This is a genomic window from Vibrio jasicida 090810c, from assembly GCF_002887615.1.
Lineage (GTDB): Bacteria > Pseudomonadota > Gammaproteobacteria > Enterobacterales > Vibrionaceae > Vibrio > Vibrio jasicida.
Window position 1 is genome coordinate 3,073,864 of sequence record NZ_CP025792.1, and the last position, 26,531, is coordinate 3,100,394.

The 26,531-nt window shown below is 45.5% G+C and carries 25 protein-coding genes; 15 read left to right on the forward strand and 10 right to left on the reverse strand.

Annotation, left to right across the window (positions count from 1 at the left end):
• Nucleotides 1-208 precede the first annotated feature (208 nt).
• From recB to C1S73_RS14665, 5 genes are all read left to right on the forward strand, one after another.
• Nucleotides 209-3,847, forward strand: coding sequence for an exodeoxyribonuclease V subunit beta (gene recB / locus C1S73_RS14645; RefSeq protein ID WP_038866049.1), 3,639 nt, complete (start codon nt 209-211; stop codon nt 3,845-3,847).
• Entirely contained in the window at nt 3,847-6,006 is a 2,160-nt protein-coding gene (gene recD, locus C1S73_RS14650; protein WP_038866051.1) for an exodeoxyribonuclease V subunit alpha, read from the forward strand. Before recB ends, recD begins: the two co-directional genes overlap by 1 nt.
• A 162-nt stretch (nt 6,007-6,168) precedes the next feature.
• Complete coding sequence (locus tag C1S73_RS14655) at nt 6,169-7,185, forward strand: LysM peptidoglycan-binding domain-containing protein (protein WP_038864796.1); 1,017 nt, start codon at nt 6,169-6,171, stop codon at nt 7,183-7,185.
• Nucleotides 7,173-7,547 carry a hypothetical protein gene (locus C1S73_RS14660; protein ID WP_038864613.1) on the forward strand — a complete coding sequence of 125 codons (375 nt, stop codon included), beginning with the start codon at nt 7,173-7,175 and terminating at the stop codon, nt 7,545-7,547. The genes C1S73_RS14655 and C1S73_RS14660 overlap by 13 nt, the downstream gene beginning before the upstream one ends.
• A 24-nt stretch (nt 7,548-7,571) precedes the next feature.
• On the forward strand, nt 7,572-7,943 hold the full coding sequence (locus C1S73_RS14665; RefSeq protein ID WP_038864616.1) for a hypothetical protein: 372 nt from the start codon (nt 7,572-7,574) through the stop codon (nt 7,941-7,943).
• Nucleotides 7,944-7,983: 40 nt separating this feature from the next.
• On the opposite strand, the gene C1S73_RS14670 is transcribed toward C1S73_RS14665, so the two are convergent.
• Together C1S73_RS14670 and argA are read right to left on the reverse strand one after the other, a co-directional pair.
• A complete protein-coding gene (locus C1S73_RS14670) occupies nt 7,984-8,169 on the reverse strand; it encodes a hypothetical protein (protein ID WP_005427310.1) in 186 nt (61 codons plus the stop codon).
• 253 nt (nt 8,170-8,422) lie between these two features.
• Complete coding sequence (argA, locus tag C1S73_RS14675) at nt 8,423-9,760, reverse strand: amino-acid N-acetyltransferase (protein WP_038864618.1); 1,338 nt, start codon at nt 9,758-9,760, stop codon at nt 8,423-8,425.
• A 164-nt stretch (nt 9,761-9,924) separates the two neighbouring features.
• Here argA and C1S73_RS14680 point away from each other — a divergent pair, with 164 nt between their 5' ends.
• The 4 genes from C1S73_RS14680 (at nt 9,925) to csdE (ending at nt 13,137) form a co-directional block, all read left to right on the forward strand.
• Nucleotides 9,925-10,380 (forward strand): DUF2850 domain-containing protein, encoded by a 456-nt coding sequence (locus C1S73_RS14680; protein ID WP_038864621.1) that lies wholly within the window; start codon nt 9,925-9,927, stop codon nt 10,378-10,380.
• A gap of 283 nt (nt 10,381-10,663) precedes the next feature.
• Nucleotides 10,664-11,776 (forward strand): murein transglycosylase A, encoded by a 1,113-nt coding sequence (gene mltA / locus C1S73_RS14690; protein WP_038864623.1) that lies wholly within the window; start codon nt 10,664-10,666, stop codon nt 11,774-11,776.
• 102 nt (nt 11,777-11,878) lie between these two features.
• Nucleotides 11,879-12,688, forward strand: a complete 810-nt coding sequence (gene tcdA, locus C1S73_RS14695; protein ID WP_005427322.1) for a tRNA cyclic N6-threonylcarbamoyladenosine(37) synthase TcdA — start codon at nt 11,879-11,881, stop codon at nt 12,686-12,688.
• 20 nt (nt 12,689-12,708) lie between these two features.
• Nucleotides 12,709-13,137 (forward strand): cysteine desulfurase sulfur acceptor subunit CsdE, encoded by a 429-nt coding sequence (gene csdE / locus C1S73_RS14700; RefSeq protein WP_038864626.1) that lies wholly within the window; start codon nt 12,709-12,711, stop codon nt 13,135-13,137.
• Between the two features lie 101 nt (nt 13,138-13,238).
• On the opposite strand, the gene csdA is transcribed toward csdE, so the two are convergent.
• The 4 genes from csdA to C1S73_RS14720 form a co-directional block, all read right to left on the reverse strand.
• On the reverse strand, nt 13,239-14,450 hold the full coding sequence (csdA, locus tag C1S73_RS14705; RefSeq protein WP_038864627.1) for a cysteine desulfurase CsdA: 1,212 nt from the start codon (nt 14,448-14,450) through the stop codon (nt 13,239-13,241).
• Entirely contained in the window at nt 14,450-15,049 is a 600-nt protein-coding gene (locus C1S73_RS14710; protein ID WP_005436618.1) for a DJ-1 family glyoxalase III, read from the reverse strand. Before C1S73_RS14710 ends, csdA begins: the two co-directional genes overlap by 1 nt.
• A complete protein-coding gene (gene panE / locus C1S73_RS14715) occupies nt 15,046-15,936 on the reverse strand; it encodes a 2-dehydropantoate 2-reductase (RefSeq protein ID WP_038864629.1) in 891 nt (296 codons plus the stop codon). Before panE ends, C1S73_RS14710 begins: the two co-directional genes overlap by 4 nt.
• Before the next feature lie 107 nt (nt 15,937-16,043).
• Nucleotides 16,044-16,841: a nucleoside-specific channel-forming Tsx family protein gene (locus tag C1S73_RS14720; RefSeq protein WP_038864630.1), complete on the reverse strand. Its 798-nt coding sequence runs from the start codon at nt 16,839-16,841 to the stop codon at nt 16,044-16,046.
• Between the two features lie 323 nt (nt 16,842-17,164).
• Here C1S73_RS14720 and C1S73_RS14730 point away from each other — a divergent pair, with 323 nt between their 5' ends.
• From C1S73_RS14730 to C1S73_RS14745, 4 genes are read left to right on the forward strand one after another with little or no spacing between them, the layout of a single operon-like run.
• The gene (locus C1S73_RS14730) at nt 17,165-17,761 is read left to right on the forward strand and encodes an LON peptidase substrate-binding domain-containing protein (RefSeq protein ID WP_038864631.1); all 597 of its coding nucleotides are present in this window, start codon (nt 17,165-17,167) and stop codon (nt 17,759-17,761) included.
• Nucleotides 17,758-19,116, forward strand: a complete 1,359-nt coding sequence (locus C1S73_RS14735; RefSeq protein ID WP_038864632.1) for a DUF4397 domain-containing protein — start codon at nt 17,758-17,760, stop codon at nt 19,114-19,116. The genes C1S73_RS14730 and C1S73_RS14735 overlap by 4 nt, the downstream gene beginning before the upstream one ends.
• 46 nt (nt 19,117-19,162) lie before the next feature.
• Nucleotides 19,163-19,747 (forward strand): RNA polymerase sigma factor, encoded by a 585-nt coding sequence (locus C1S73_RS14740; RefSeq protein WP_038864633.1) that lies wholly within the window; start codon nt 19,163-19,165, stop codon nt 19,745-19,747.
• Nucleotides 19,744-20,406, forward strand: coding sequence for a ChrR family anti-sigma-E factor (locus C1S73_RS14745; protein WP_038864634.1), 663 nt, complete (start codon nt 19,744-19,746; stop codon nt 20,404-20,406). The genes C1S73_RS14740 and C1S73_RS14745 overlap by 4 nt, the downstream gene beginning before the upstream one ends.
• Before the next feature lie 63 nt (nt 20,407-20,469).
• Here the strand turns inward: C1S73_RS14745 and C1S73_RS14750 are convergent, their stop codons facing one another.
• The 4 genes from C1S73_RS14750 to C1S73_RS14765 form a co-directional block, all read right to left on the reverse strand.
• On the reverse strand, nt 20,470-21,822 hold the full coding sequence (locus tag C1S73_RS14750; RefSeq protein WP_038864637.1) for an AmpG family muropeptide MFS transporter: 1,353 nt from the start codon (nt 21,820-21,822) through the stop codon (nt 20,470-20,472).
• Between the two features lie 71 nt (nt 21,823-21,893).
• Nucleotides 21,894-22,439, reverse strand: a complete 546-nt coding sequence (locus tag C1S73_RS14755) for a peptidylprolyl isomerase (protein WP_038864639.1) — start codon at nt 22,437-22,439, stop codon at nt 21,894-21,896.
• Nucleotides 22,439-23,008 (reverse strand): YajG family lipoprotein, encoded by a 570-nt coding sequence (locus tag C1S73_RS14760; RefSeq protein WP_038864641.1) that lies wholly within the window; start codon nt 23,006-23,008, stop codon nt 22,439-22,441. The genes C1S73_RS14755 and C1S73_RS14760 overlap by 1 nt, the downstream gene beginning before the upstream one ends.
• Nucleotides 23,009-23,047: 39 nt before the next feature.
• On the reverse strand, nt 23,048-24,205 hold the full coding sequence (locus tag C1S73_RS14765) for a methyltransferase (RefSeq protein WP_038864797.1): 1,158 nt from the start codon (nt 24,203-24,205) through the stop codon (nt 23,048-23,050).
• A gap of 204 nt (nt 24,206-24,409) precedes the next feature.
• Here C1S73_RS14765 and bolA point away from each other — a divergent pair, with 204 nt between their 5' ends.
• Both bolA and C1S73_RS14775 read left to right on the forward strand, forming a co-directional pair.
• Nucleotides 24,410-24,718 (forward strand): transcriptional regulator BolA, encoded by a 309-nt coding sequence (bolA, locus tag C1S73_RS14770; RefSeq protein WP_005427328.1) that lies wholly within the window; start codon nt 24,410-24,412, stop codon nt 24,716-24,718.
• A 471-nt stretch (nt 24,719-25,189) separates the two neighbouring features.
• The gene (locus C1S73_RS14775) at nt 25,190-26,530 is read left to right on the forward strand and encodes a Na(+)-translocating NADH-quinone reductase subunit A (protein ID WP_038864644.1); all 1,341 of its coding nucleotides are present in this window, start codon (nt 25,190-25,192) and stop codon (nt 26,528-26,530) included.
• The last annotated feature ends 1 nt before the right edge of the window (nt 26,531 follow it).

Consider the following 26,531-nt stretch of genomic DNA (forward strand, 5'->3'; position numbering starts at 1 on the left):
AAGGTCAGAGGGACCATGATTCGTTTGAGTGTAGCTGCCTGAAAGGCTTGGCTTATCTCGTGAGGCGCATACTAGCGGTTGAAGATCAGGATAACCGTGAGTGAGATCCCACTAACCTCTAAATATTCCAACTTGTTAGACATATAAATAGAATTTTTAACGACAGATCACAGTTCGGTCAGTCGATAATCCGGAGAGATTCAGCGTTATGGCGCAAATGTCAGTTCCAACTCCACTGCAAACCATGACTTTTCCACTGCATGGTGCAAGGTTAATTGAAGCATCGGCTGGTACGGGTAAAACCTTTACCATCGCGGGTTTGTATCTGCGACTCCTACTAGGGCATGGCACGACAGATACCAAACACCGCGTGCCGTTGACCGTGGATCAAATTCTGGTGGTGACCTTTACCGAAGCCGCAACGGCGGAGCTGCGTGATCGTATTCGTGCGCGTATTCATGATGCGAGGATCGCATTCGCTCGCAGTAAAAGCTCAGATCCTGTGATTCAACCTTTGTTGGAAGAAATCGAGGATCATAAGCAAGCCGCTGAGATCCTATTGCAAGCAGAGCGCCAGATGGATGAAGCCGCGGTGTACACCATTCACGGTTTCTGCCAACGCATGCTGACGCAAAACGCATTCGAATCCGGTAGTCGCTTCAACAATGAGTTTGTAACGGACGAAAGCCACCTCAAAGCGCAAGTGGTTGCCGATTACTGGCGTCGTAACTTCTACTGTCTGCCATTCGCTTTGGCAGGAGAAGTACGCCAACTCTGGGGCTCGCCATCAGATCTGTTGTATGACATCAGCAACTACCTCACAGGCGCGCCGCTAAGTCTCTCTGTTCCTGCAATGCAAGGTAGCCTTGCCGATTTGCATGAGCAAAACCTAAAGCAAATTGATGTTTTGAAAGCCCAGTGGCGTGATAGCCAAGAGGATTTCCTCGCGTTGATTTCTGATTCTGACGTCAACAAACGCAGCTACACCAAAAAGTCTTTACCGACGTGGTTAGAGGCGGTCAACGCTTGGGCTGCGACAGAAACCACGGGCTATGACTATCCAGATAAGCTGGAGAAGTTCGCCCAGAATGTGTTACTTGAGAAAACCCCGAAAGGCACTGCGCCACAGCACCCTGTGTTTGAGGCGATTGAAGCTTTCCTTGCCAACCCAATCAGTTTAAAAGCGCCGCTATTGGCTCATGCGATTGAGCATTGTCGCGTAATGTTGGCAAAAGCAAAAAATCAGAAGCAATGGTTGTCATTTGATGACTTGTTGACTCAGCTTTCTGCCTCGATTGATACCGATGAAACCGCACTACTGACAGAGCGTATTCGCACGCTTTATCCGGTTGCGATGATCGATGAATTCCAAGATACCGACCCACTGCAATACAGTATTTTCAGTCGCATTTATTTGAATAATCCTGAGTGCGGTTTGTTTATGATCGGTGACCCGAAACAGGCGATTTACGGTTTCCGTGGTGCGGACATCTTTACCTACATCAAGGCGCGTAACCAAGTTAGTGCTCACTACACGCTTGGCACCAACTGGCGCTCAAGTGCCGATATGGTATTGGCAGTGAACCAGATTTTTGCTCTGCCAGATAGCCCGTTTATTTATGACTCCGACATTCCATTCCACCCTGTGGATTACAGCCCAAGCGCTGACAAACGCGTTTGGACCATGGGTGGTCAAAAGCAACCTGCACTGACTTATTGGCTGCAAGAAGCGGAAGATAAACCATTGCCAAAAGGTGAATACCTCACCGCCATGGCAGAGGCGACAGCGAGCCAAATTCAAACCATTTTGACCGCAGCGCAACAAGGCCAAGCGTGCTTGGTTAATGGCGAAAAACAGAAGCCAGTGAAAGCGGGCGACATTGCAGTATTGGTGCGAACGGGTAGCGAAGGTCGCATGGTCAAACAGGCGTTAGCAGACCAAGGCATTGCCAGTGTGTACCTTTCTAACCGCGATAGCGTGTTTACTAGCTCTGTGGCGCAAGACTTACAGCGTTTGCTGCAAGCGGTATTAACACCAGAAAACGACAGAGCATTGCGCGCCAGCCTAGCATCAGAATTATTCGCTCTGGATGCAGCCAGTTTAGACGCCCTCAATAACGACGAAACCGTGTGGGAAAATGTGGTTAACGAGTTCAAAGAATACCGTAAGCTTTGGGTGCAACGTGGTGTGCTACCTATGCTGCGAGCAGTGATCAGTAAACGCCATATTGCTGAGCGTCTGCTAGAAGAAGAGGCGAGCTCACAAAGCGAAAACGGTGAGCGAGTACTTACCGATCTGATGCACATTGGTGAACTATTGCAGCAAGCGAGTAACGAATTAGACAGCGACCACGGTTTGCTGCGTTGGTTAGCGCAATCCATCAGCGATGCAGAACATGGGCTAGGTGGCAGCGATGACCAAATTCAGCGTTTGGAATCAGAGCGTAACTTGGTGCAAATCGTCACCATTCACAAATCCAAAGGTCTGGAATATGACTTGGTCTTTCTGCCATTTGTGTTTGGTTACCGAGAAGCAAGTGAAGCCAAATACTACGATGCTGAGAACGATCGCACCGTTCTTGATATCACGGGTAACGATGCGTCGTTAAAACAGGCAGATAAAGAACGCCTCGCTGAAGACTTGCGCCTTATCTACGTAGCGCTAACGCGTGCCGTGTATGCCTGCTTTATTGGTGCTTCACCACTGCGTAATGGTCGCTCAACCAAAGAGCCAACCGGTGTGCATCACAGTGCGATTGGTTACTTGGTGCAAAATGGTCAAGAGGGTGGCATCAACGACCTGTTTGTTGGGCTGAAAAAGCAGCAAGAGAATCTCGATAACGTGGTGATTTGTGATCCTCCAAAGCAACACGACGAGATGTATGTTGCGGAGCAAACCGAGTTGGAAGCGTTGACAGCTAAAGAGCTGCAAAACCCAATTGATAGAAACTGGCGAATCACCAGTTACTCGGGCTTGGTTAAACAAGGTTCTCATCATGCTGAGCATGACGCGACGATTGAAATTACCGGCTTTGATATCGATTCTTCAGAAGAGCAAGATGAGGCGGAATTGGTTGAGCCAGAACGCTCTATCTTCAACTTCCCGCGTGGCGCACGTCCGGGTACTTTTCTGCACAGCTTATTTGAGGAAATTGAGTTTACTCAACCAGCGACAACGGAAGAGAACACCCAAATTATCCTCGGTTTGATGGAAAGTGAGCAGCTTGATGAAGAGTGGCTGCCAATCCTGCAACAGTTGATTGATACCGTGCTGGCAACGCCTTTGGATAGCAAAGCACTACTGCTCAATCAGAAAGGTCCGGCGCAACGTTTGGTTGAGATGGAATTTTTATTACCGATTGAAGTGCTATCTGCACCAGCATTGAACCGTGTGATTCAACGTCATGATCCGCTGTCTGCCAAAGCGGGCGATTTGGGTTTCCAAACCGTGCAAGGCATGTTGAAAGGCTTTATTGACTTGGTGTTTGAGCATCAAGGTAAATACTACGTCCTCGACTGGAAATCGAACCACTTAGGCGATGATGTGTTCCACTATCATGGCGATGCGTTGAAGTCGGCGATGGCGGATCACCGATACGATCTGCAATACCAAATCTACGCTTTGGCGCTGCATCGTTTCTTACGCAGCAGATTGCCAAATTATGATTATGAACAGCACTTTGGCGGCGTTTATTACCTGTTCTTGCGTGGTATGGATGGGCAAAGTGATCATGGTATTTTTTCTGCCAAGCCAACCTTCGAATTTTTACAAGAGATGGATCATTTGATTGATGGTCAAGCACCAGATACGCGATCCAGTGAATCTGGTCAGATGGAGTTAATTTGATGAAAACCAATGATCTTCTTTCTGCACAAACCAGCCCTGTGGCAACACCAGATCTATTGGTAACGTTAGAATCGCTAGCAAATAAAGGGGCGATTCGCCAATTGGATTTCCAGTTCGCGCGCTTTATCTATTCGCAAGTTGAGCAACAAGCGAAAAGCCAAGAACTGGCATTTATTGCAGGCGTGGTCAGTAGTGAGTTAGGCAAAGGACACATCTGCTTGCCTCTGTTTGATAGCCAAGGGCAACCAGCAGATCTTGGCAGTAAGCTCGGTCTGTTTGGAGAGTCTGCGTTAGCGCTTAATACTCAACTGCAGGGCGTCAATTGGGTGGAGCTTCTGCAAGTATCGCCTTTGGTTGGTACTCAAGGTGAAGCCTTACCAATGATGTTTGATGGCGAGCGTCTCTACTTGCATCGTTACTGGCACTATGAAGTGACGTTGGCGGACAAACTCAATCAACTCGGTGCGGCTGTAAACTTACAGCCTCAAGAGTTCACACGTTTGTCTGAGTTGCTGCATCATTTATTCGCTCGTCAGTATCACTTTTTGTTCAATGCATTAGCCAAAGCGGAAGAGGCAGGAACCAGCAACCAAGTGCTACGTCAGCAATTAGTCTGTGATCATTTGGATGTGGTCACTGTAGACAGTCTCGATTGGGCAGCCATTGATGCGGCAGTCTGCCAAGCAAAACAGGTTCATGAATTGCAAGTGCTGGACAAGCTTGTACCGTTATCAGCTTGTGTTAACTGGCAGAAGGTCGTGGCAGCGGTAGCACTGACGCGTCGTTTTGCGGTGATTTCCGGTGGTCCGGGGACGGGTAAAACCACCACGGTAACCAAACTGCTAGCCGCGCTGATTGAGCAAGCAGGGCAAGAGAAAAACCTCACCATCAAGCTGGTGGCGCCAACAGGTAAAGCCGCCGCACGTTTGACGGAATCTATTGGTAAAGCGATTCAAGAGTTGCCAGTTGAGCCTGAGCTTAAAGCGAAAATTCCAACCGAGTCGAGCACTTTGCATCGCCTGTTGGGCGCGATCCCAAACAGTGCAGAGTTTCGTCACAACAAACAAAATCCGCTACACCTCGATATTTTAGTGGTGGATGAAGCCTCCATGGTCGATCTGCCGATGATGTACAAAGTCGTCGATGCGCTGCCCAAGCATGCGCGTTTGATTCTACTGGGAGATAAAGATCAGTTGGCATCGGTAGAAGCAGGTGCGGTGCTCGGTGATATCTGTTCGTTCCACGCATTTGGCTTTGGCAAAGAGCAGGCGTCTGCGGTCGCGAAGTTAACAGGCTTTGACACGTTGGCGTACAGTACCAACAGTAATGCTTCGATTGCCGATAGCTTGTGCATGCTACAAAAGAGTTACCGATTCGACGCTCGATCTGGTATCGGTCAGCTAGCAAAAGCGGTCAACGCTGGCTCCGCCGCTAAAGTAGATGACGTTTGGAATCGTGATTTTGCTGATATCGAGCATTTCGCACTGAGCAGCCAAAATTACAATCAGATGATGCAGACTTTGGTTGCCGAATATGGTCGTTATTTAAAACGCATCGGACAGCAAGAGATTGACCAGAAGACTGGGGAACCAGAAACACTGACCCACAAAGCCAAAGCCGTGTTGGATACCTTTAATCAATGCCGATTATTGTGTGCCATTCGTGAAGGTGATTTTGGTGTGACAGGTTTAAACCAACGCATTGAAAAAGCACTCGCTGCACGTAAGTTGATTCAAACCCAAGACGAGCTTTGGTATCACGGCAGACCTGTAATGGTCACGCGTAACGATCATGGCTTGGGGTTGTATAACGGCGATATTGGCATTTGTATGCGAGACGACAGCGAAGGAGAGCCGCGTCTCAAAGTGTTCTTCGAACTGCCAGATGGCAGCGTGAAGTCGGTGCTGCCAAGCCGAGTCCCTGAGCATGAAACCGCATATGCGATGACCATTCATAAATCACAGGGCAGTGAGTTTGAATACACGGTAATGATACTGCCGCCAGATTTCAGTCCAATCCTCACTCGCGAGCTGATCTACACAGGTATTACTCGTGCAAAGAAACGTCTCGCGATGTTTGCTGAGATGAATGTCCTCAAACGCGGGATTAAAGTAAAAACTACCCGAGCGAGTGGGTTGGTTGAGCGACTTAGAAATTGAGTTTACTCATTCAAAAGTGAGAAGTTTTCATAAACTGAATATGTTTTTATGTGGCGGGTCGTAATCCCGCCATTTTTATGTCTGCAATTCTTTTTCAAAATTGAAGTGTTGGAATTCTTGGCGATATCATTTTATGCACTTTGGTGCATTTTGAGACTTTCAATGAACACAACTCACTTCAATAGCGTTAATCGATATACTTCGATCTATAGCGTAAAACCAGGCGATACCTTATCAAAGATCATCCTCAAGTTTTACCAAGTTAGATTTGGAAGCGGTGGATACAAAGCTGCACTTCAGCAAATTATCTTAGATAACCCACAAATAAATGATCCCGATAAGATTAAGATTGGGCAATCGCTCATTCTTAGAAAGTTAGATACTCAAACTAGTGTTGAAAGTCGACCAATTAGTGCAAATGCCCAAACTATCTCTGAAGCAGACCAAAAACAGTTTGATTCTACAGTTAAAGCATTATCTATACCTGAGCGAGAAGCTTTTTGGGCGCTGTCTTGGTTAGATGATAACTGGGGACCTGCAAGTGCTGGAATAGGTGCTAGTTTTGCTTCAATGGGATTTTTGTTAGGGAGTGAATCCAAAGGGAACATATCAGAACTCAAAAAGCTCGATGGACTTTATCAAGACTATAAAGCCGGTAGATTAACAAAAGGTCAGTATGACTATCGCAGAAGAAAGCTGTTGGAGACGGTCGCAAAAAATCTAGGTCCCACAGAAAAGCTCTTCTTTAACGGTCAGAAAGCGCGTGAATCAATGAGGATTTCAAGGAGGGGTGGAGTTCCAGCAACATCTGCTATAAAGAAAAATACAGACAAACTTGCTAGGTTGTCAAAAGCGGCAGCAAAAGGAGGGACGGTTCTAACCGCTGTGAATCTTGGGTTGGCTTGTGACCAAATTGCACGTGCTAAAACTGATGTAGAGAGGAGTTCGATTATCGTAGAAACCGCGGCGAGTACAGCCGTTGGCACTCTCGCAGGCGCAGCGATAGCTCTAGTTGTTCTTGCAACGCCTGTTGGCTGGGTCAGTGCACTAGTGCTGGGTACAGTGTCTTCTTTTGGGAGTTACACTATAGGTAAAATGGCCGCAAGAACTTATAAGGAACATTATTCGGATATTAATATTGCTGCAAATACAGGAATTGGTGACGTATGCAGTTATTAGATATTGCGTTTGTTACCTTTTTTGTCTCGGGGGGGGCGTTATTTGCCTGGTTTGTGGTGTTAGGTGCTTTTCTCGTCTTTTTTACACCCAAAAATATAAAGCAATACGCTTTCAATGAGCGACATTTTTCTGAAGTTGAGCTAGCAATCAGTTCCGGTTTTCATTTTGGCTCTCTTATCTATGGAGTTGGTTTGATCGCTAGCGTATGTTTCCCCCTGTTGGGAAGAAAGCGAGGGCTGGCAGATATTCGGAGTGTGTGCGGACGAGGGTTTATTTATGTGTGTGTGTTTTATACAACGGTAATGTTGCTTCTGATGTTTACAGTCATTATCTCAATGATTACATGGCTATCCATCTCTTAATTATCAAAGGTAGTTGGACTTATCATGTCTTTGGTAGAGCTATCGTTTGTCGTATTTTTTATAGCTGGTGGTCTGCTCATTTTTTGGTATCTGATTGTCGGTATAATTCTTATATGTGTCACTCCTGAAGAGGTTAAGCAATACGCTTATACACGGGAGCATTATATGGAAGTTGAGCTAGCCATCAGTTCCGGTTTTCATTTGGGCTCTCTTATCTATGGCACGGGCTTGCTTGCTGCCATCGCGTTTCCTCGACTTGGTCGAAAAAGAGGACTGAGCGATGTACGCAGTCTAAGTCCTCAATGGCTGATTAAGGTTAGCTTGGTTTATTGGTTGATACTGCTAATCATTCTATTCGTTATATTCTCGACGTTATTAATTATGGCCTTTTATTGAACATACATACAAAAAGACCGAGCGCGATGCTCGGTCTTCTTTAATTTTGTGTAAACGCATTGGTAAATGACACGCTGCGAATTTTGTATTGTTGCTGATAAGCCAAGATAAAATCTTTAATGGCGTCATTGACGGGAAATACGCAGTGGACGTCGAGCCCTTCGAGAAAATGGTTATCCGCCATATCCCAGAAGCTTTGAAGTGAGTTACAAATAATGGTTTTCATAACAGTGCTCATCTTATTCATTGTAAGAGTAACAACTGTCCTTGATGCGTCATGCAGAGCAGCCAAGCTTGCTCCGCACTTTAGGGTGATCGTTATTCACCTAGATCCATTTGCCGATTGTTTAAAATACGACCGTTTGTTGCGCAGAGTATAACCAACAGTATGTATATTGAAAAGGTTAAATTGCGACCAATGTCAATGTAAAGGTTTGCATAACTATTTAGGTTTCGGTTGAACTACGTTTCTTTAATTCTCACAGGTCTAATGCCAGAATTTTTGACTTACGCTGGAAGTTATACAGTCCTTGTTTTGCCCCCGGAAGATAATCAACGCTCACTTCATAAAAGCCTTGTTCTCTAAACCAATGAAGGCTGTGTGTGGTCAGCACAAAGATTTGATTGATGTTGTCTGATTTTGAACGGTGCTTCATGTAATTGAGTAGCAATAATCCACGGTTACCATCGCGATAATCTTGGTGAATAGCCACGCAAGCCATTTCCGCTTTTTGCTCTTCAATATATGGGTACAAAGCCGCACAACCGATGATCAAGCCGTCTTTTTCGATGATGGTGAACTTATTAATTTCTTGCTCAAGTTGTTCGCGAGAGCGCCTTACTAGCACACCTTGTTCTTCTAGTGGGCGAATAAGATCTAAAATACCGCCAATGTCATCGATGTCCGCTTCACGCACCTGTTCGGCACTGGCCATGACAACCTGTGTACCGATACCATCGAAAGAGAACAATTCTTGGATGAGTGCGCCATCAACTTTGTAGCTAATAAGATGGCTTCTTGGCACACCTGCACGGCACGCAGAAATCGAACCTTTGAGAAAACGTAATGTTCCAGAGTTATAGTCGGAATCTGGTGAGGTGTCAGCCATGAGTTTCGTGATGACATGCTCTGCTTCAATAGGGAACAATTCCGCGACGGCGTTACCGTTATCATCAATAACCCCTTGCTCAGAGCAGAACCCAATCAATTTATCCGCACCAAGCTTGATCGCTAGCTGAGTCGCGACTTCTTCTGAGGGAAGGTTGAAGCATTCCCCTGTCACTGAGCTGGCGATTGGGCCGAGTAACACAATTGAGCCTTGATCGAGTGTGCGGTGGATTGCATCGGTATCGATTCGACGAATGCGCCCGCTGTGGCAATAGTCGACTCCGTCATCAACACCGAGTGGCTGAGCAATGACAAAGTTGCCGCTCACAACGTTAAGTTGGGTACCCGCCATTGGCGTGTTGTTAAGACTCATGGATAAGCGCGCGGTAATCGCCAGTTGAAGCTGTCCTGCTGCTTGCATAACTACCGAAAGCGCGGCTTCATCTGTGATTCGAACGTTTTTATGGTATGGCGTAGCAAGATCTTGTTTCTCTAGTAGTTGGTTGATCTGTGGTCTGGCACCATAAACAACGACGACTTTAATGCCAAGGCTGTGCATCAAAGCAATATCATTGATAATGTTGCCAAAGTTTTTATCGGCAACGGCTTCGCCCCCAAGCATCAAAACCATGGTTTTTCCACGGTGTGCGTTAACATAGGGTGTGGATTGACGGAATCCTTTAACCAGAGCAGTACTACGAATTTTCACTACAGCCATTCCTTGTGTTTATTTATGCTTTAATATTGTCTTTTTATTCAATTATTGGCAAGGTAATTTTTTAGAATAAAGCACAAACATCGTGAGCGTGATGCTTGGTTGTGTTTGGTTGATGAGGGTACAATGTTCCCGTCTAGTTCAAACACGTGAGCCTCATGTCTTCAGTTGTAAATAAGAATGCTGCGATCGCTGCTCAATCAGAGCAAAATATCTCTACAAAATCGCCACTTCGTAAATGGATTGAGCGTTCGCTTATGCTAACGGCGATCGTAGGTACGATAGTTGTATTTATGATGTATGGTGATTTGATTACTCGATATATAAACCCACCAATTTCTAAGTCAGTGATTTATGGCAAGTGGGTAGAGCAAGACGTGGCGCCATATGCTCGTGAAGAGTTTATTCTTAGTGAGCGTGGTGTAATGGTGAGAGGTTCAACCGTCGCAACGGATTTCGAATTTGATGGTGACACACTTTCTTATAAGGTTGGTTCTACAGTGCGTCGATTTGACTTTCTCGATCAGCATCATTCTGAAATGAAGTTGGATTCAAATGCCCACTATCTGCCCGTTTTTCACCTAGAAGGTCATTCGAACCTAGCTATTCGCTAGCGCTTCATATTCGTAAAATTCTTTCTATAACTGCTTGCTGAGTCTCAGTGTTAGAGGGTCAGCGTTTTTGGGGATCTTAAAATTCCTGCCACTTCTATCAGACATTGTCCGGACAATCGTTTGATTACATTGCTGTTATTATCCAGCTTCTCTATTTTTATGGATGAATTGGCAGCAACTAAAGCCTTTGCCTTATCGCTGATACACTTTGTCGCAGCTTTTCAATTGCGTCGTTTGCATTTGTTTGCCATCCTTTTGCTATCTTCTATTACGGAAAAGACACGTGTTAAAAAAACTCCTTCCTATTGTTTCTTTGAGCCTGCTATTTGGCTGTGCCGCTGAGCCTGAACAGAACCTACTTGCTAAGCAAGATTACGATGACGAGTTTTCGCATATCTTGAACAAAGCTGATGTCGTTGAATCCAACAAGCCACAAGATTTCACTGAGTTCAACAAACAAGCTGAACAGGTTGTGATTAAGTCGCCTTCAATGGCAAAAATGTACCAGCCACTTTACGAGAAGTTGAGTGAATGGGCATTGCAGAGTGGTGACACGACTGCGCTCAGTGCTTACGGCATCCAAGCCGCGCAGCTTGGTGGTGGTGATAAGAAGGGCAACGTGTTGTTCACAGGCTACTTCTCTCCTGTGATGGAATTGCGTCATCAACCGAATGAAACATATAAGTACCCGGTTTACGGCAAGCCAAAATGTAGCTCTGATTGCCCAACTCGTGCGGAAATTTATAACGGTGCGCTTGAGGGGCAAGGTCTGGTATTGGGTTACGCACCAAACCGTATTGATCCATTCATGATGGAAGTGCAAGGCAGTGGCTTTGTTCATTTCGAAGATGACGATACGCTGGAATACTTTGCTTACGCAGGTAAGAACAATAAAGCGTACGTGAGTATTGGCCGAATTCTAATTGAGCGTGGTGAAGTGCCACGTGAAGAGATGTCACTCAAAGCCATCAAAGACTGGGTGATGAAGAATGATGAAGCAACGGTTCGTGAGTTGCTAGAGCAGAACCCTTCTTATGTGTTCTTTGCTCCACAAGCGGATGCGCCAGTAACGGGCTCTGCAGGTATTCCACTATTACCAATGGCATCGGTAGCTGGCGATCGTTCGATTCTACCTATGGGTACGCCAATTTTGGCGGAAGTGCCATTGCTTAATAAAGACGGTACATGGAGTGGGGCGCACCAGCTTCGTCTTCTAATTGTGTTAGACACTGGCGGCGCGGTGAAACAAAACCATCTTGACCTATACCACGGTATGGGACCACGTGCTGGTACAGAAGCGGGTCACTACAAGCACTTTGGTCGAGTATGGAAGTTGGGCTTGGAAAACACGCCAACGCAAGCGCCTTGGGCTTTGCCGCCAGAGAAGTTACAATAAGCGCCTAGCGAGAGGAATCGCCTCTCATCATCTAGACATTTCCTCAAAGAGTGCGTATAAATCGCACTCTTTGTTTTTCTATCGATCATCTGGAACTTCAATATGCGTGAACTCGATACTCCGGCATCTGACAGCTATAACCAACGTTTTGGTGGCACTCGTCGTCTCTACGGCAACAGCGAAGTAGAAATCCTTCGTGCTGCACACGTGTGTGTGATTGGTATTGGTGGTGTAGGTTCATGGGCGGTAGAAGCGCTCGCACGTACTGGTATTGGTGAGTTGACGCTTATCGATATGGATGACGTGTGTGTGACCAACATTAACCGTCAAATTCATGCGATGACTGGCACGGTTGGTCAAAGTAAAATTGAAGTGATGGCAGAGCGCGTTAAGCTGATTAATCCCGAGTGTAAGGTGAATCTGATTGACGATTTCATCACACCAGATAACCAACACGAGTACTTGAGCAAAGAGTTCGATTACGTGTTGGATGCGATCGATAGCGTAAAAGCAAAAGCCTCTCTATTGGCTTACTGTCGTAGCAACAAGATTAAAGTGATCACGACAGGCGGTGCTGGTGGTCAAATCGATCCAACCCAAATCATGGTGGCGGATCTGACCAAGACTATCCAAGATCCACTGGCGAAGAAGATCAAAGATACATTACGTCGTCATCATAACTTCCCGAAAAATCCAGCGCGTAAGTTTGGTATCGATTGTGTGTTCTCTACCGAGCAATTGAAGTACCCACAAGCCGATGGTTCAGTATGTGGCGTGAAATCGACAGCAGAAGGTCCAAAACGTATGGATTGTGCGAGTGGTTTTGGCGCAGCGACGGTTGTAACCGCAACGTTTGGTTTTGTTGCAGTATCACGCATCGTTGAAAAGCTGATCCAAAAACATAAGAAGTAATTCAGAGAAGAGAGTACATCATGACTGATTTCCCTGTCTCGCCGTTTGGCACTGACATCACCAGTGAAGACATCGCCGCAACCATGCAGCAATTTAAAGGTTGGGAAGACCGCTACCGTCAGGTGATCCAATGGGGTAAAAAGCTGCCTCAAATGCCTGAAGAGCTTAAATCAGAGCAAGTAACTGTATCTGGTTGTGAAAGCCTAGTGTGGTTGGTAAGTAAAGAGCAAGAAGGCGTATGGCACTTCTGCGCTGATTCTGATGCGCGTATTGTTCGTGGTCTGATTGCCTTGGTGATGGCGGCTTACGACGGTAAAACAGCAGAGCAAATTCAAGCGTTTGATATTGATGCTTACTTTGAAAAGCTGGGTTTAATTGCTCATCTAAGCCCATCGCGTGGCAACGGTTTGAAAGCGATTGTTGAGCAGATCAAAACACAGGCTCAGTAGCTTGCGTTAATTAAAATCGCACAACGAACAGAATAAAGAAAAGGGTTGAAGCCAAACGGTTTCAACCCTTTTTCTATATATCTAGATTGGCATCTTGATTGTTAAAGCATATCGACCGCTTTCTCGACTGCTGCAATCAGCTTCTCAACATCTTCTAACGTATTGTAGATACCAAAAGAAACACGCACCGTGCCTTTGACGTTAAGCGCATCCATCAGAGGATGAGCACAGTGATGCCCAGCACGAACAGCGATACCTTGTTGATCAAGCAGCGTTGCAATGTCTTGGTGGTGAACGCCATCCATTACAAAAGTAAGCACTGAAGCATTCGGCTGATAACCGAGGATTTGAATGTCATCCAATTGGCTTAGTTCTTGGTAAGCTTTGTTCTGCAGAGAATGCAGATGTGCCTCTACTGCGGCGTGATCGAAACCTTGGTACCAACCGATGGCTTTCGCTAGAGCAATCGCGCCTGCGACGTTCGGTGTACCTGCTTCAAACTTACCCGGCAAGGCAGAGAAAGTGGTTTTCTCAAACGAGACTCTTTCTACCATTTTACCGCCGCCGTGCCATGGTGGCATCGCTTCTAACAGTTCAAGCTTGCCATACAGGACACCAATCCCAGCGGGGGCGTATAGCTTGTGACCAGAGAAGACATAAAAGTCGACATCGAGCTCTGCCAAGTTCAACTGTTCATGAACAATGCCCTGTGCACCATCGACAACGACAACTGCGCCTACCGCATGTGCCATGGCGATGATTTTCTCGATAGGTTGACGAGAGCCCGTCACATTGGTGATTTGTGCGCACGCTACGATTTTACAGCGCTCCGACAACAGTGCTTCAAACGCATTGATGCCGAATTGGCAACCGGAGGTCATCGGAACCTTAATGATTTTTGCGCCCGTTTGCTCCGCGACAATCTGCCAAGGCACGATGTTCGCGTGGTGTTCCATTTCACTGATCAGGATTTCATCACCCGCTTGGAGTGTACTACGAGCATAAGTTTGCGCGATGAGGTTTAGTGCTTCGGTTGCGCCTCGAGTCCAAATGATTTCTTTTGAACTGCTCGCCCCAATGAACTTAGCAACGGCTTCACGAGAGGCTTCAAATTGGCTGGTCGCGTTGGCTGTTAAGCTATGACTGCCACGGTGCACGTTAGCATTTTGTGCACTGTAGTAACGGCTAATCACATCGATCACGCACTGCGGTTTTTGCGTTGTAGCTGCGCTATCAAGGTAAACCAAAGGCGACTGGTTGACGTCTTGATTTAGGGCTGGGAACTGTTCGCGTACAGCGTTTACGTCAAACATTATTCGTCACCGAATTCGTGATAATGCAGTGTTGGGATAGTGACTAACGGTTCTGCGACCATCCATCCATGCTCTTTACCAGAAAGTTTGATAATGATTTCCATCGCGAACTCAAGCGCGGTTCCTGGCCCCTGACTTGTCAGTAGGTTGTGATTCACATCCATGGTGACACGCTTAGCTCGCCATTTGTCTTCAGGAATATGAGATTGGAAGCTTGGGTGACATGTCATCAGGGCTTCAGGGTAAAGGTTGTGGTGTTGCAAAACCAAAGCTGGCGCTGCACAAATTGCCGCAACCAGCTTACCTTCGTACATGTGCTGTTTCAGGATCTCAATCATGATGGTGCTATCACGGAAGGTTTCTGCACCACCTACGCCCCCAGACAGAACAATCGCATCAAACTCGTCATCGGCAATATCAACTAGCTTGCAATCCGCGGTTAGTGTCACGCCTCGAGACGCTTTCATAGTCAGTGCACCATCGAAATCTGCGCTTGCGACGGTTACGTCATAGCCTGCTCGAACCATTAAGTCGATAACGGTTACCGCTTCCATTTCTTCTGTGCCCGGCGCGATAGGTACTAAGATCTTTTTATTCATTGTTCTGTCCAGCTTTGTTCAATCTGTTTGATGCGTTGATAGAGTTTGGCGTTCTCTGGCGTACTAATGTGATGCTTTTCAGCAGCTTTCAGCAAATAACCGGTAATGAAATCGATTTCGGTGCGACGTTGGTGGAAAACATCTTGTCTCATTGAAGAGTAGTTGGCTGCTGTTGCGTTCACCACTTGCATAATGGTGGTGTGAAGAGAATCAAAATCGACCTTTATCTGTTCTTTATTCATGACCTCCACCAACTCGCGGGTGATGTTCGCCAACTCGGTGGCAAATTCCGGAGCGGCAAGCTCACCATTTTTACATTGATGAATGGCCGTCAGAGGGTTGATAGCGCAATTGATCGCAAGCTTGGTCCACAATGCAGCGTTGATATTTGGGTTCCAATTCACCTCTGGCAACGCGTGATTCATCACCTCCGCTAAGAAGCCACATTGAGCACCTTTTGCATTAAAGCCACCCAGTTGAGTATTTCCCTGACCAGTGTGAAGCACATGTTCTTTACTTGGCTTGTAAGCACCGTGTGTTGTTGTGGCAACGATTAACGGGTTATCAGCAAGTTTGGTTTCGATGAGTTGTGCGGTTCCCATTCCGTTGTGCATCAACATTATGATGGTGTCAGTGTTGATATAAGGAAGAAGAGGCTCAATCGCGGTTTCCACTTGCCATGCTTTTACTGTCACAACAATCAGATCTGCACTTTGAACAGAAGGGATGTGCTGATTAGAAAAACTGATTGCTGAGTTGTCATCAAGTTGGAGCAACTGCTCGCTGTTTGAGCTTCTTCCCCACAAGGAAACATTGTGTCCAGCAAGTTTGAATTTAGTCGCCCAAAGTGAGCCAACGGCTCCTGGACCTAGGATGAGAATATTCACCAAACGCTCTCATTAAAAAGGTTTGCTGCAAGGATAATGAGGGAAAAAAGGAAAGCAAATAAAAATGGCGCCAAGAGGCGCCATTTTTGGGGAACTTATCGGTTCTATTAGAACTTGTAAGTTACAGCGAAGTAGTGACCGAAGCCAGTTGTTTTACCAGCTAGACCGTCATCTTTAAGACCGTACACGTCTTTGTAGCCTTTTAGACCGTAACCAACTGCGAAGCGATCTGAGTGCCAGTAGATACCGTTGAACATAGCACCACCGTTAGTAGTGTTAAGTGCACCGAAATCGTCATCCATACCAAATTGGTAATCGATGTAACCTTGGTAAGAAATGAATGAACCGTTCTCGAAGAAGTAGAATGGTTTGAACCAGTTAGTCGAGATTTGGAAGCCGTTCCAGTCTTTTTTGTTTGAATCGTAAGTACCGTAAAGGTTAAGACCGATTTTACCGAACCAAGGAACCATCACGTCAGAACCAAGACCCACTTTTTGAGTGTTCACGCCACCGTTTGAACCATCCCACTCCATAAGAGTAGCTACGTATAGCTCTTGAACTGGACCGAAAGATAGGTCTTTACCAGTTAGGCCATCTAGAGACATACGTGGAGCAAACTTCATGAAGATTTTTGAGTCTGCGTCAGCTTTGTCGCTGCCTGGATCAGAAGTTAGGTTGAATACATCAACGTAACCGTAAAGATCGAAGATGCCAGAGCGGCCGCCGAATTCCATTTCTAGGTAGTCGTGCGTTGATTCGCCAGGTAGTTCATCAACAGCAGCCATAAGGTTGAATTGCATCCACTTGTAATCGTTCTTGTGGATGTCGCCGTCTGAGTAGTCAGCAGCCATAACTGGAGCTGAAGTAGCCGCTAGAAGGCTAAGAGCTAAAAGTGATTTACGCATAAGGGGACTCTCTATGTTTGTAATGATTCAGAACACGCAATCTGTGCCGCGCTTTCCAATTGGCGGGAATAATAGCGATAAAAATCTCAAATGAAAGTGATAAAGGATGCAAAAATGAAGGTTTTTAGTGAGGCTTGTCACGAAATTCATTTATTTCACGGAACTTTTTGGTTGTTGCATTAGTTTGCAATAAATATGTGACGAGTGTCGTTTGCGTAAACGTTTTTATGACTTTTTAAGCCAGTCGATTAACCAACATAAATCGTTAGTGATCTGACTAATAGTCCGTTCGTATGAGTGTGGGAACCAAAGAGGACGTTTGAATGAAAGAAGTCATGTTATTCCCATTAACCTCAGTAGTTTTACCGGAAGGCAAAATGAATCTGCGTATTTTTGAGCCACGTTACACAAGAATGGTAAAAGAATGCAGCCTCCAAAACGTGGGTTTTGGTGTTTGTCTTGTCGGTAGTGAGGGGGACCCTAAAGCGGTGGGAAATGTGTCATCCATCGGAACTTTGGTCACCATCGTTGATTTTGAAACACTCAGTGATGGGCTTCTTGGTATCACCGTAGTCGGTGAAAAACGGTTTACGGTCAAGCGAATTAGAGCAGACTCAGATGGTTTGCGTCATGCAGAGGTTGAGTGGTTAGACAACTGGCAGCAGCCTTTGTCGTCACCAGACTTCATTTACCTAAGTCATCAACTCGCTCACGTGTACGAACAGTTTCCTCAACTAGGGACACTTTACCAACATCGTTTTTATGATGACCCATCGTGGGTAGTGCAAAGATGGCTCGAGCTACTGCCATTGGACAGCGCTCTATTTGAACGATTGGTGAGTGCAGAGGACTGTCTTCCGGCACTCGATTTTCTTAATGATGCCATCGAAGCCCCACCTCAAAGAGAGACAAGGATATGAAAGGACTAACCAAAACTGCAGTAACGCTGGTTGCTGTGCTAGGGATTGCTGCCTGCGGCTCAGATAGCGACTCGATAGAATATTCAAACCTTCAAGCAGTACATGCTTCCGCTGACGCGCCGTTGGCTAACGTTTGGATAAATGATGGAGCGGCATTAACTGGCGTAGACTACGGCGTCGGGTCGGGATACGTGAAGTTACCTGAGGGCAGTAACTCTGTTCAAGTTGATGTACAGCTTCCAGGCGCTGAAACGGTAACTGTCGTACCGAAAACTTCATTAGATCTCGACTCGGACCTAAACTATACAGCATTTGTCGTGGGTGACGCTTCAGGAACACCAAATCCTGTTGAACCTTTAATTGTTACTCGTAGCGCGACTTCGATGGCGGATGCTAACAGCTTAGATGTTCAGGTGGTACATGCCGCCTCTGGCGTCCCAGCTGTAGACCTTTATGTGACTGCACCCGGTGCAGCCTTGGCAGATTCATCACCGATTACTAATCTCGCTTATAAAGCGTCAACGGATGTGCTGAATATCCCTGCAGGCGATTACCAAGTGAGATTGGCCGTGGGTGACACAGTAGCGTTTGATTCGGGAACCATTCCTCTCCCAGCCAATGCTAATTTGACCATTGCTGCTATTAAGACTGGTGATTCAAATAGCACCTCTCCGGTGAAGTTAGTGGTATTAGATGGTTCTGGCTCTTCTATACTTGAAGATATGGGAAGCCAAGCCGAAGTGCGAGTAGGGCACTTAGTTGACGGTGCTCCGGTTGTAGACGTCCACGTTGATGGCGCTGCGTTTGCTCCGCTTGCGGATTTGGAGTTTAAACAGATTCGAGGGTACTTGGACCTTGCGCCAAAAGCTTATGATATTGATGTGTTTGTCGATGGCACAACGACGGACCCAATTATCGATGTTGACGGTTTAGAAGTGAAAGGCGGTATGGATTATAGCGTTTATGCAGTTGGTGTTGTCACTCCTGCAATTGCAATCGAACCACTGGTCGTTGAAGACATGCGTCGTGCAGTTGCAACCAGCGCAACCTTGAACGTAACGCATGCAGCTGCGAATCCTGTGGCTGAAATGGTCGATATTTATCTCACTTCTAGCGCGGGAATCGAAGGAAGTGATCCAGCAATAGCTAATTTTGCGTATAAAGAAAGTGTACAAGGCGTATACGTGACGGAAGGGTCTTATTTTGTGACGGTGACGGTTGCCGGCGACCCATCTACAGTAGCCATAGATTCTGCACCTGTAACGGTAATGAATGGCGTCGTATACCAAGTAGTCGCTATCGATGATGGCAACAATGGTGGCTTCAACCTAATCGTTGATGACATCACAGACTAAGGACGAAGGGGGAGGAGGGCACTCCTCCCAATGATTAAGGCCGATTATGATGAGTGAAAGCCCGCAGAAACTTGGGCGTAGCGATTGGAATGAATACATGGACAAGGTGAAGGCGCGGGATAAAAATGCGTTCGAATTTGTCTTTCGTTTTTATGCGCCTAAGTTAAAACAGTTCGCCTACAAGCATGTTGGAAACGAGCAAGTTGCTTTGGAGATGGTACAAGAGACCATGGCAACCGTTTGGCAGAAAGCTCATTTGTACGATGGTACAAAGAGTGCTTTATCCACATGGATTTACACCATAATTCGTAATCTCTGTTTTGATTTGCTGAGAAAGCAGAAAGGCAAAGACTTACATATTCATTCTGACGACATTTGGCCTTCAGATTATTACCCGCCTGATTTGGTTGACCATTACTCACCAGAGCAAGATATGCTCAAAGATCAGGTAGTCAAATTTTTAGACATACTGCCGAAAAACCAAAGAGAAGTACTCCAAGCGGTGTACCTTCAAGAACTGCCGCACCAACAGGTCGCTGAATTGTTCGATATACCTTTGGGCACTGTGAAGTCTCGATTGAGGTTAGCGGTTGAAAAACTGAGGCATTCGATGCATACGGAGCAATTATGAACAAACATCCAGATAACAACTTGTTAGAGGCGTACGCTTCGGGAAGCATTGATGCAGTTTCTGGTTTGGTGGTTGCCACTCACCTAGAAACCTGTTCAAAATGTCGGGCGTATGTAAACCAGTTAGAAGCGGCGCAGGCCGACGTAGTAATAGAAAGCTCGGTGATGGAATATGACGTCGAATTTGACAGTATGTTCAATGACATCATCACGGCTGAGCCAAAATCAGACAGCATTATCATAAAAGATGTTGCGCGAGTTGCCGTGGCTGGTAAAGATTTTAAGTTGCCGAAAACGCTGAGTCGTTTTTCTGATCTAGTCGGTGAATGGAAGAGTTACGGTGGTAAAGTCTACAGCGCACAGATTGATTTGGGCGAAGATGCACGTGTCAATCTTATGTACATAAGTGAAGATGTGAGAATTCCTCAGCATACACACAAAGGGCAAGAGTCGACGCTGGTTTTGCACGGTGGATTTAGTGATGAAGATGGCCACTACGAAGTGGGTGATGTACTTGTCAGAGATGCGTCTGTTAAACACAGCCCATTTACTAAAGCAGGTGAAGACTGTTTATGTTTAACCGTACTCACCGAGCCGATGATATTTACACAAGGCGTAGCAAGAATCTTTAACTTGTTTGGTAAAGGCATGTACCCTTAAACATTGCGGCAGACAAAATCAAAAAACCACCGAATCTCGGTGGTTTTTTTCAAGCATTTTTCTTTAATCTCTTTGCCTTGCTTTCTCAAGTAGCTCAGTAAAGTAGTGTCTGAGTGAATAAAGCATGATCAAACTAGGCACAACCATCAATGCGGTTAGTATGAAGAAAGTCGTCCAATCATTGAGATAATCCACCAGTTCCCCGCTGAAAGAGGCGAGGGTAGTGCGACCAAAGTTGCCAAGAGATGCAAGCAAGGCATATTGAGTTGCCGAGAAGGCTTGTCCGGTTAAGATAGTCAAGAAGGACACAAATGCAACGGTCGAGAATGCCGTTGTAAAGTTGTCGACAATGATCGTTGCCAAGTAAAGATGCTCGTTTGGACCCACTTTCGCAATCCAAGCAAACATCAGGTTACTTGCTGCCATTGCGATACCACCTATCATTAAGCCGCGTACGATACCAAACTTCACATTAAACATACTGCCGACAAAGGTGAACAACATGGTTGCGCCCCAACCAATCAATTTGGAGTAATAGCCAATTTGTTCATTGCTAAATCCAATTTCTTTGTAGAAGGCAATCGACATTCGACCTAAGAAAGCTTCACCAATCTTAAATAAGAAAACAAACAGCAATAGCGTGATAGCGACGCGAACACCATTTCGGTTAAAGAAGTCTAAGAAGGGCTCTACAACCGTTACGGTAAACCAAGCTACTACTTTAGAACCCACCACTTCTTTATGGCGTTGCTCAGCTTCAGATTGAAGTTGCTCTCGTTGGGTTTTCGGTTCACCGACCAACAGCGTAAAAATCATCAGTAAAATGACAATAAACGCCATTCCGTAGTAGACACCATTCCAACCGATACTGTCTGCATTGATAAAGGCTAGATACCCAGGGAGTGAGTAACCCGTCCACCAACCAATCACCGCCATAGCAGAAGCTTGTGGCAGTTTAGATTCTTCTGTTTTTGGGAAGGTATCGATACGGAAAGCATCAATAGCAATATCTTGTGTCGCAGAAGCGGTCGCAATGCAGAGTGCTAGTAATGATGCCAACACAAGATTCTCGGCAGGGTTTACACCGGCAATAAACAGCGTCGCTACTAACACGATACTTTGGCAAAGGAATATCCAGCTTCGACGTTGCCCAAGCAAACGATGCAAAATGGGCAGTTTAAGTCGGTCTACCAGAGGAGCCCACATAAAATTGATCGCGTAAACCGCGAACACGCTACCAAAGTAACCGATAGCAGAGAGCGTCAGGCCCGCATCTTTTAGCCAGCCAGACATATTAGATCCGATAAGGACCCAAGGGAAACCACTGGAACAACCCAGCATGAAAACCCAAAGTAGGCGTTTATCGAGGTAACTTTTTACCGTTTCCAACCAAGTGATGGAAGGTAATGAAGACATAAATCAATCCGTTAAAATAGAGCCACTAAAAGAGAAAGCCCTTCGAATATTCAAAGGGCTTATGGTTTTGGCTACTTGAGTAGAGTTGCTTTGGTAATGACGATTTGCGTCTCTGGGACATCGCGCATGCGACCGATAGACTTGGTTGGCTGCTTCGCCATATTCTGAATGACGTCAAAACCTTCCGTCACTTCTCCAAATACCGCATAACCAGGTGGGCGAGCACCATAGTTTAAGAAGTCATTGTCGACGAGGTTAATAAAGAACTGACGTGTTGCAGAATCAGGTGCGTTTGTACGAGCCATAGCGATCGTTGCTCGGTCGTTGTTCAAACCGTTGTTACCCTCGTTCTTGATTGGCGCGTAAGTTTTTTGCATCTGCATGTCTTGGTTGAAGCCGCCACCTTGCGCCATAAAACCAGGGATAACACGGTGGAAAATGGTACCTTCGTAACTGCCATCTTCCACGTATTTAAGGAAGTTAGCGACAGTAATAGGTGCTTTCTCTTCATTAAGCTCAACAGTAAAGTTACCTAGTGTTGTTTCAAACGCCACTTTAGGGCCTGCAAAAACACTGCAACTTAATAGTGCCAAAGAAAGAATCGCTTTGCGTAACATTAGAATCGCTCCTGCATGTATTGACGAAGCTCAGGATCGTTTGCGATTTCCTTCAGAGTTAAAGCCACGACATCATTCAATGTTTGTTCAATGTCTGAGTCTGAAGCGCTAAGTGTGCCTGAGCGTTTAGCTGTACCAGTATAGGTCTTAACTAACTTGCCTTGCGGAGTTTCTGCGGTGATTTCAAGAATCACTTTCGCGTCCATCTCGTTTTCCATCACAGAATGTTTAACGTTGACTAGCGCTTCTTGTACTTCTAATTGAATAGAATTATCGCTGTTTAAATCCGAGTGAAAACCTTGAGAAGAGAACTGTTTCTCTAGCGCCTCTTCTAGCGAAATACGTAGGTTTTGCTTGGCATGGATTGGCAGAATGTTAGAGCGTCCGTTATCGACAAGTGCAACGTATTGCGCTGCACGAACGTCTTTACTGGTTAAGCTGTACGTCTTGCCTTGCACGATCGGGTTAGTGCTTAGTGTCGATTCAGCCTGTAGGTTCAGTTGTGGTTGTTGTGGCGCTGAACATGCAGCAAGCAAGGCAACCGAAGCCGCGAGTACCAGTTTTCTCATTTTATTATTCCTTTTAAACATGTTGCTAAAGTCAGGGCTTTATTGCTTTGCGCCTAATTTAGCAGGATCTTTTGTTGCCTGTAAAATCACGAACTTACTGTTAGAAGCGACTAGTTTCACATTTTTATCGCCAAACAGACGTTTTAGCTTCGCATCGTAACCAAGGTGACGGTTACCTATGACTAGTAATCTGCCACCTTTGTTCAAAATTTGTTTAGAGTCGCAGAACATCTGCCAAGCGATATGGTCGGTTACTGCTTGTTGTTGGTGGAATGGTGGGTTACACATCACCATGTCAGCACTATCAGGGTTAAAACCATCCAAACAGTTATTTGCAATGCATTGAATGTCGTAAGGTTCGCCTAGGTTATCAACTAAGTTTTGTTTAGCTGACTCGATAGCCATAAAGCTTTCATCCACACTCGTTAGGCGGGCTTGAGGGTTTAATTGGCCCATTTTCACTGATAGCACACCGTTGCCACAGCCGAGGTCTATGATGTATTTCAACGTTGGATCTTGAGGTAGGTGTTGAAGCATAAAACGTGCACCTAAGTCCAGACTTTCGCCTGAGTAAACATTTGGTAGGTTTTTCAGTTGAATGTTTTCTCCATCTACTCCCCAAGCGGTCATCGGATCGACTTCTATGACTGGCAGTGTATTAGCATTAGAAAACACCAAACGATGTTTTTTCCACGCGAGAGACGTTTTTGTCTCACCTAAGTGTTTTTCAAACAATTTAAGTGTTGAAGTGTGAATCTCTTTTGCTTTGTTGACGGCAATAATTGGGCAAGAGTCAGGTAGCGTTTTACGTAGTTGACTTAATAACCAAACTAGGTGGCGATTACTTTTTGGCAATTGCATCAAGACCAAGTCTGTATTCTCAGGGATATCGTCCATCGTAGTGAGAAAGGCGACTGGCTTACATTGGTTATCTTCGAGGTTTTGCTGTGCACCCTTGTGTGAGATGAAGGAGTCACTCATGAGGGTGACATTGTGATTGTCCGAAAACCAACATGCCAAAGCGCCGAAGCTATCGTTAATAACAACAATGTTTTGGTTATCTGGTATTGCTAACTCTTCCACGTGATTGATGAGGTACTCATCCCCCGCATCCCATGCTTGAAGAGTCTCGTTAGAGCGCTTAGGGAAACGATGAAGCGATAGGCTTCTCTCGTGAAGATTCAGTTCGGTTTTCATAGCTAAACGTAAGTCAATTTGGAAATAAGTGATTATTGTCGCAAATGATGAGAGCTCAAGATACAAAAAGCTGTCAAATTTACTGATTTTCACAGGCTTTTGCTAAATCATGGCACATTGAAAGAGAGGGGAATATGAGTTCGCTTATTTAATTTGCCAATCGAGAGTATATACTTAGCGAATTGGCATCAATGAGGATGAAATATGATCCAAGAAATCATAGAAAAGAAACTGCATAGTGAGTTGCAACCTAATTATTTGAAAGTGATCAATGAGAGTTACATGCACAACGTTCCACCGGGTTCAGAAAGTCACTTTAAAGTGATAGTGGTCAGTGATGCATTCGCTGGTCAGCGCCTCATTGGGCGTCACCGTCAAGTACACACTGTACTGGCTGATGAACTTGATAATCACATTCACGCATTGGCGATTCACACCTACACCAATGAAGAATGGAAACAAGAGCAAGACGGTGCACCAGATAGTCCGATGTGTATGGGTGGCGGTCGTTAGAGTGTGATTAAAACACTGATTTAGAAAGATGGTTTCGACCATCTTTTTTTGTTTTACATCTTTACGGGATTAAAATGTGGCACAAATAAAGGTTAAAAAATGTGTTAACAGTGTTTCAACAAATGAATGAAAATTAACGCATGTTTCAAAGCGTGAATGTTTTATTTCCTTAGCAGATGCAAGGGATTTGGCATTTGTGCGATGGGTCAAAGTTATGACTATTCTTTAACCTTTTACACTCGATTCTACCGAAATAAACCCTCCTTTCCTAAGATTGGTCATGGCATCAAGTTCCTAAAAAATGCTAGACTACCGCACCTGATAAATCTCGCCTAATATTTGTGACGAGATAATTAATAGGATGTTGCGATTTTGATGTTTTAAACAGCATCGAAACCGGACACTGATGTCGTGTCTAAAAGTTACGCAATCAAAAGAATCTTTTTCCCGATAAAAGTAGTGCAAGTGCGTATGATTACAATAAAGAAGGGCTTGGATCTTCCTATCGCAGGAACTCCATCCCAGGTGATTAATGATGGTAAGACCATCAAAAAAGTCGCCTTGCTTGGCGAAGAGTACGTTGGCATGCGTCCTACCATGCATGTCCGCGTTGGTGATGAAGTGAAAAAAGCGCAAGTTCTTTTTGAAGACAAAAAGAACCCTGGCGTTAAGTTCACAGCACCAGCAGCCGGTAAAGTGATCGAAGTTAACCGTGGCGCTAAGCGTGTTCTTCAATCTGTAGTGATTGAAGTGGCAGGCGAAGAGCAGGTAACATTTGATAAGTTCGAAGCAGCTCAACTAGCAAATCTAGATCGTGAAGCGATCAAGACTCAACTGGTTGATTCTGGCCTTTGGACCGCTTTACGTACTCGTCCGTTTAGCAAGGTTCCAGCAATCGATTCAAATTCTAAGGCTATCTTTGTAACTGCAATGGATACTAATCCACTAGCAGCTCAGCCTGAGTTGATCATTAATGAACAACAAGAAGCATTCGTTGCAGGTCTAGACATTCTTTCAGCCCTGACAGAAGACAAGGTTTACGTATGTAAATCTGGCACTAGTTTGCCACGCTCTTCTCAGTCTAACGTAGAAGAACACGTCTTCGATGGCCCTCACCCAGCAGGTCTTGCTGGCACCCACATGCATTTCCTATACCCAGTAAATGCACAAAACGTGGCTTGGAGCATCAACTACCAAGACGTTATTGCGTTCGGTAAGTTATTCCTTACTGGTGAGCTATACACAGATCGTGTTGTATCTCTTGCTGGTCCTGTAGTGAATAACCCACGTCTTCTTCGTACTGTTGTAGGTGCTTCTCTTGAAGACCTAACTGACAGCGAATTGATGCCAGGTGAAGTTCGTGTGATTTCAGGCTCTGTACTTTCAGGTACTCACGCGTCTGGTCCACATGCTTACCTTGGTCGTTACCATCAGCAGGTTTCTGTCCTGCGTGAAGGTCGTGAGAAAGAACTGTTTGGCTGGGCTGTTCCTGGTAAAAACAAATTCTCAATCACGAAATCTTTCCTTGGTCACATCTTTAAAGGTCAGTTGTTCAACATGACAACAACGACTAACGGTAGTGATCGTGCAATGGTTCCAATTGGCAACTACGAACGTGTAATGCCACTTGATATGGAACCTACTTTGCTGCTTCGTGATCTATGTGCAGGCGATACTGACAGTGCTCAAACACTGGGTGCGCTTGAACTGGATGAAGAAGATCTAGCATTGTGCACCTTTGTATGTCCTGGTAAATACGAGTACGGTCTGCTACTTCGTGAATGCCTAGATACCATTGTGAAGGAAGGGTAAT

What these genes read in the sequence shown, in the direction of transcription:
- recB (WP_038866049.1), top strand. Translation starts at nt 209, where the DNA reads ATGGCGCAAATGTCAGTTCCAACTCCACTGCAAACCATGACTTTTCCA.
- recD (WP_038866051.1), top strand. Translation starts at nt 3,847, where the DNA reads ATGAAAACCAATGATCTTCTTTCTGCACAAACCAGCCCTGTGGCAACA.
- C1S73_RS14655 (WP_038864796.1), top strand. Translation starts at nt 6,169, where the DNA reads ATGAACACAACTCACTTCAATAGCGTTAATCGATATACTTCGATCTAT.
- C1S73_RS14660 (WP_038864613.1), top strand. Translation starts at nt 7,173, where the DNA reads ATGCAGTTATTAGATATTGCGTTTGTTACCTTTTTTGTCTCGGGGGGG.
- C1S73_RS14665 (WP_038864616.1), top strand. Translation starts at nt 7,572, where the DNA reads ATGTCTTTGGTAGAGCTATCGTTTGTCGTATTTTTTATAGCTGGTGGT.
- C1S73_RS14670 (WP_005427310.1), bottom strand. Translation starts at nt 8,169, where the DNA reads ATGAAAACCATTATTTGTAACTCACTTCAAAGCTTCTGGGATATGGCG.
- C1S73_RS14680 (WP_038864621.1), top strand. Translation starts at nt 9,925, where the DNA reads ATGTCTTCAGTTGTAAATAAGAATGCTGCGATCGCTGCTCAATCAGAG.
- tcdA (WP_005427322.1), top strand. Translation starts at nt 11,879, where the DNA reads ATGCGTGAACTCGATACTCCGGCATCTGACAGCTATAACCAACGTTTT.
- csdE (WP_038864626.1), top strand. Translation starts at nt 12,709, where the DNA reads ATGACTGATTTCCCTGTCTCGCCGTTTGGCACTGACATCACCAGTGAA.
- csdA (WP_038864627.1), bottom strand. Translation starts at nt 14,450, where the DNA reads ATGTTTGACGTAAACGCTGTACGCGAACAGTTCCCAGCCCTAAATCAA.
- C1S73_RS14710 (WP_005436618.1), bottom strand. Translation starts at nt 15,049, where the DNA reads ATGAATAAAAAGATCTTAGTACCTATCGCGCCGGGCACAGAAGAAATG.
- C1S73_RS14720 (WP_038864630.1), bottom strand. Translation starts at nt 16,841, where the DNA reads ATGCGTAAATCACTTTTAGCTCTTAGCCTTCTAGCGGCTACTTCAGCT.
- C1S73_RS14730 (WP_038864631.1), top strand. Translation starts at nt 17,165, where the DNA reads ATGAAAGAAGTCATGTTATTCCCATTAACCTCAGTAGTTTTACCGGAA.
- C1S73_RS14735 (WP_038864632.1), top strand. Translation starts at nt 17,758, where the DNA reads ATGAAAGGACTAACCAAAACTGCAGTAACGCTGGTTGCTGTGCTAGGG.
- C1S73_RS14740 (WP_038864633.1), top strand. Translation starts at nt 19,163, where the DNA reads ATGATGAGTGAAAGCCCGCAGAAACTTGGGCGTAGCGATTGGAATGAA.
- C1S73_RS14745 (WP_038864634.1), top strand. Translation starts at nt 19,744, where the DNA reads ATGAACAAACATCCAGATAACAACTTGTTAGAGGCGTACGCTTCGGGA.
- C1S73_RS14750 (WP_038864637.1), bottom strand. Translation starts at nt 21,822, where the DNA reads ATGTCTTCATTACCTTCCATCACTTGGTTGGAAACGGTAAAAAGTTAC.
- C1S73_RS14755 (WP_038864639.1), bottom strand. Translation starts at nt 22,439, where the DNA reads ATGTTACGCAAAGCGATTCTTTCTTTGGCACTATTAAGTTGCAGTGTT.
- C1S73_RS14760 (WP_038864641.1), bottom strand. Translation starts at nt 23,008, where the DNA reads ATGAGAAAACTGGTACTCGCGGCTTCGGTTGCCTTGCTTGCTGCATGT.
- C1S73_RS14765 (WP_038864797.1), bottom strand. Translation starts at nt 24,205, where the DNA reads ATGAAAACCGAACTGAATCTTCACGAGAGAAGCCTATCGCTTCATCGT.
- bolA (WP_005427328.1), top strand. Translation starts at nt 24,410, where the DNA reads ATGATCCAAGAAATCATAGAAAAGAAACTGCATAGTGAGTTGCAACCT.
- C1S73_RS14775 (WP_038864644.1), top strand. Translation starts at nt 25,190, where the DNA reads ATGATTACAATAAAGAAGGGCTTGGATCTTCCTATCGCAGGAACTCCA.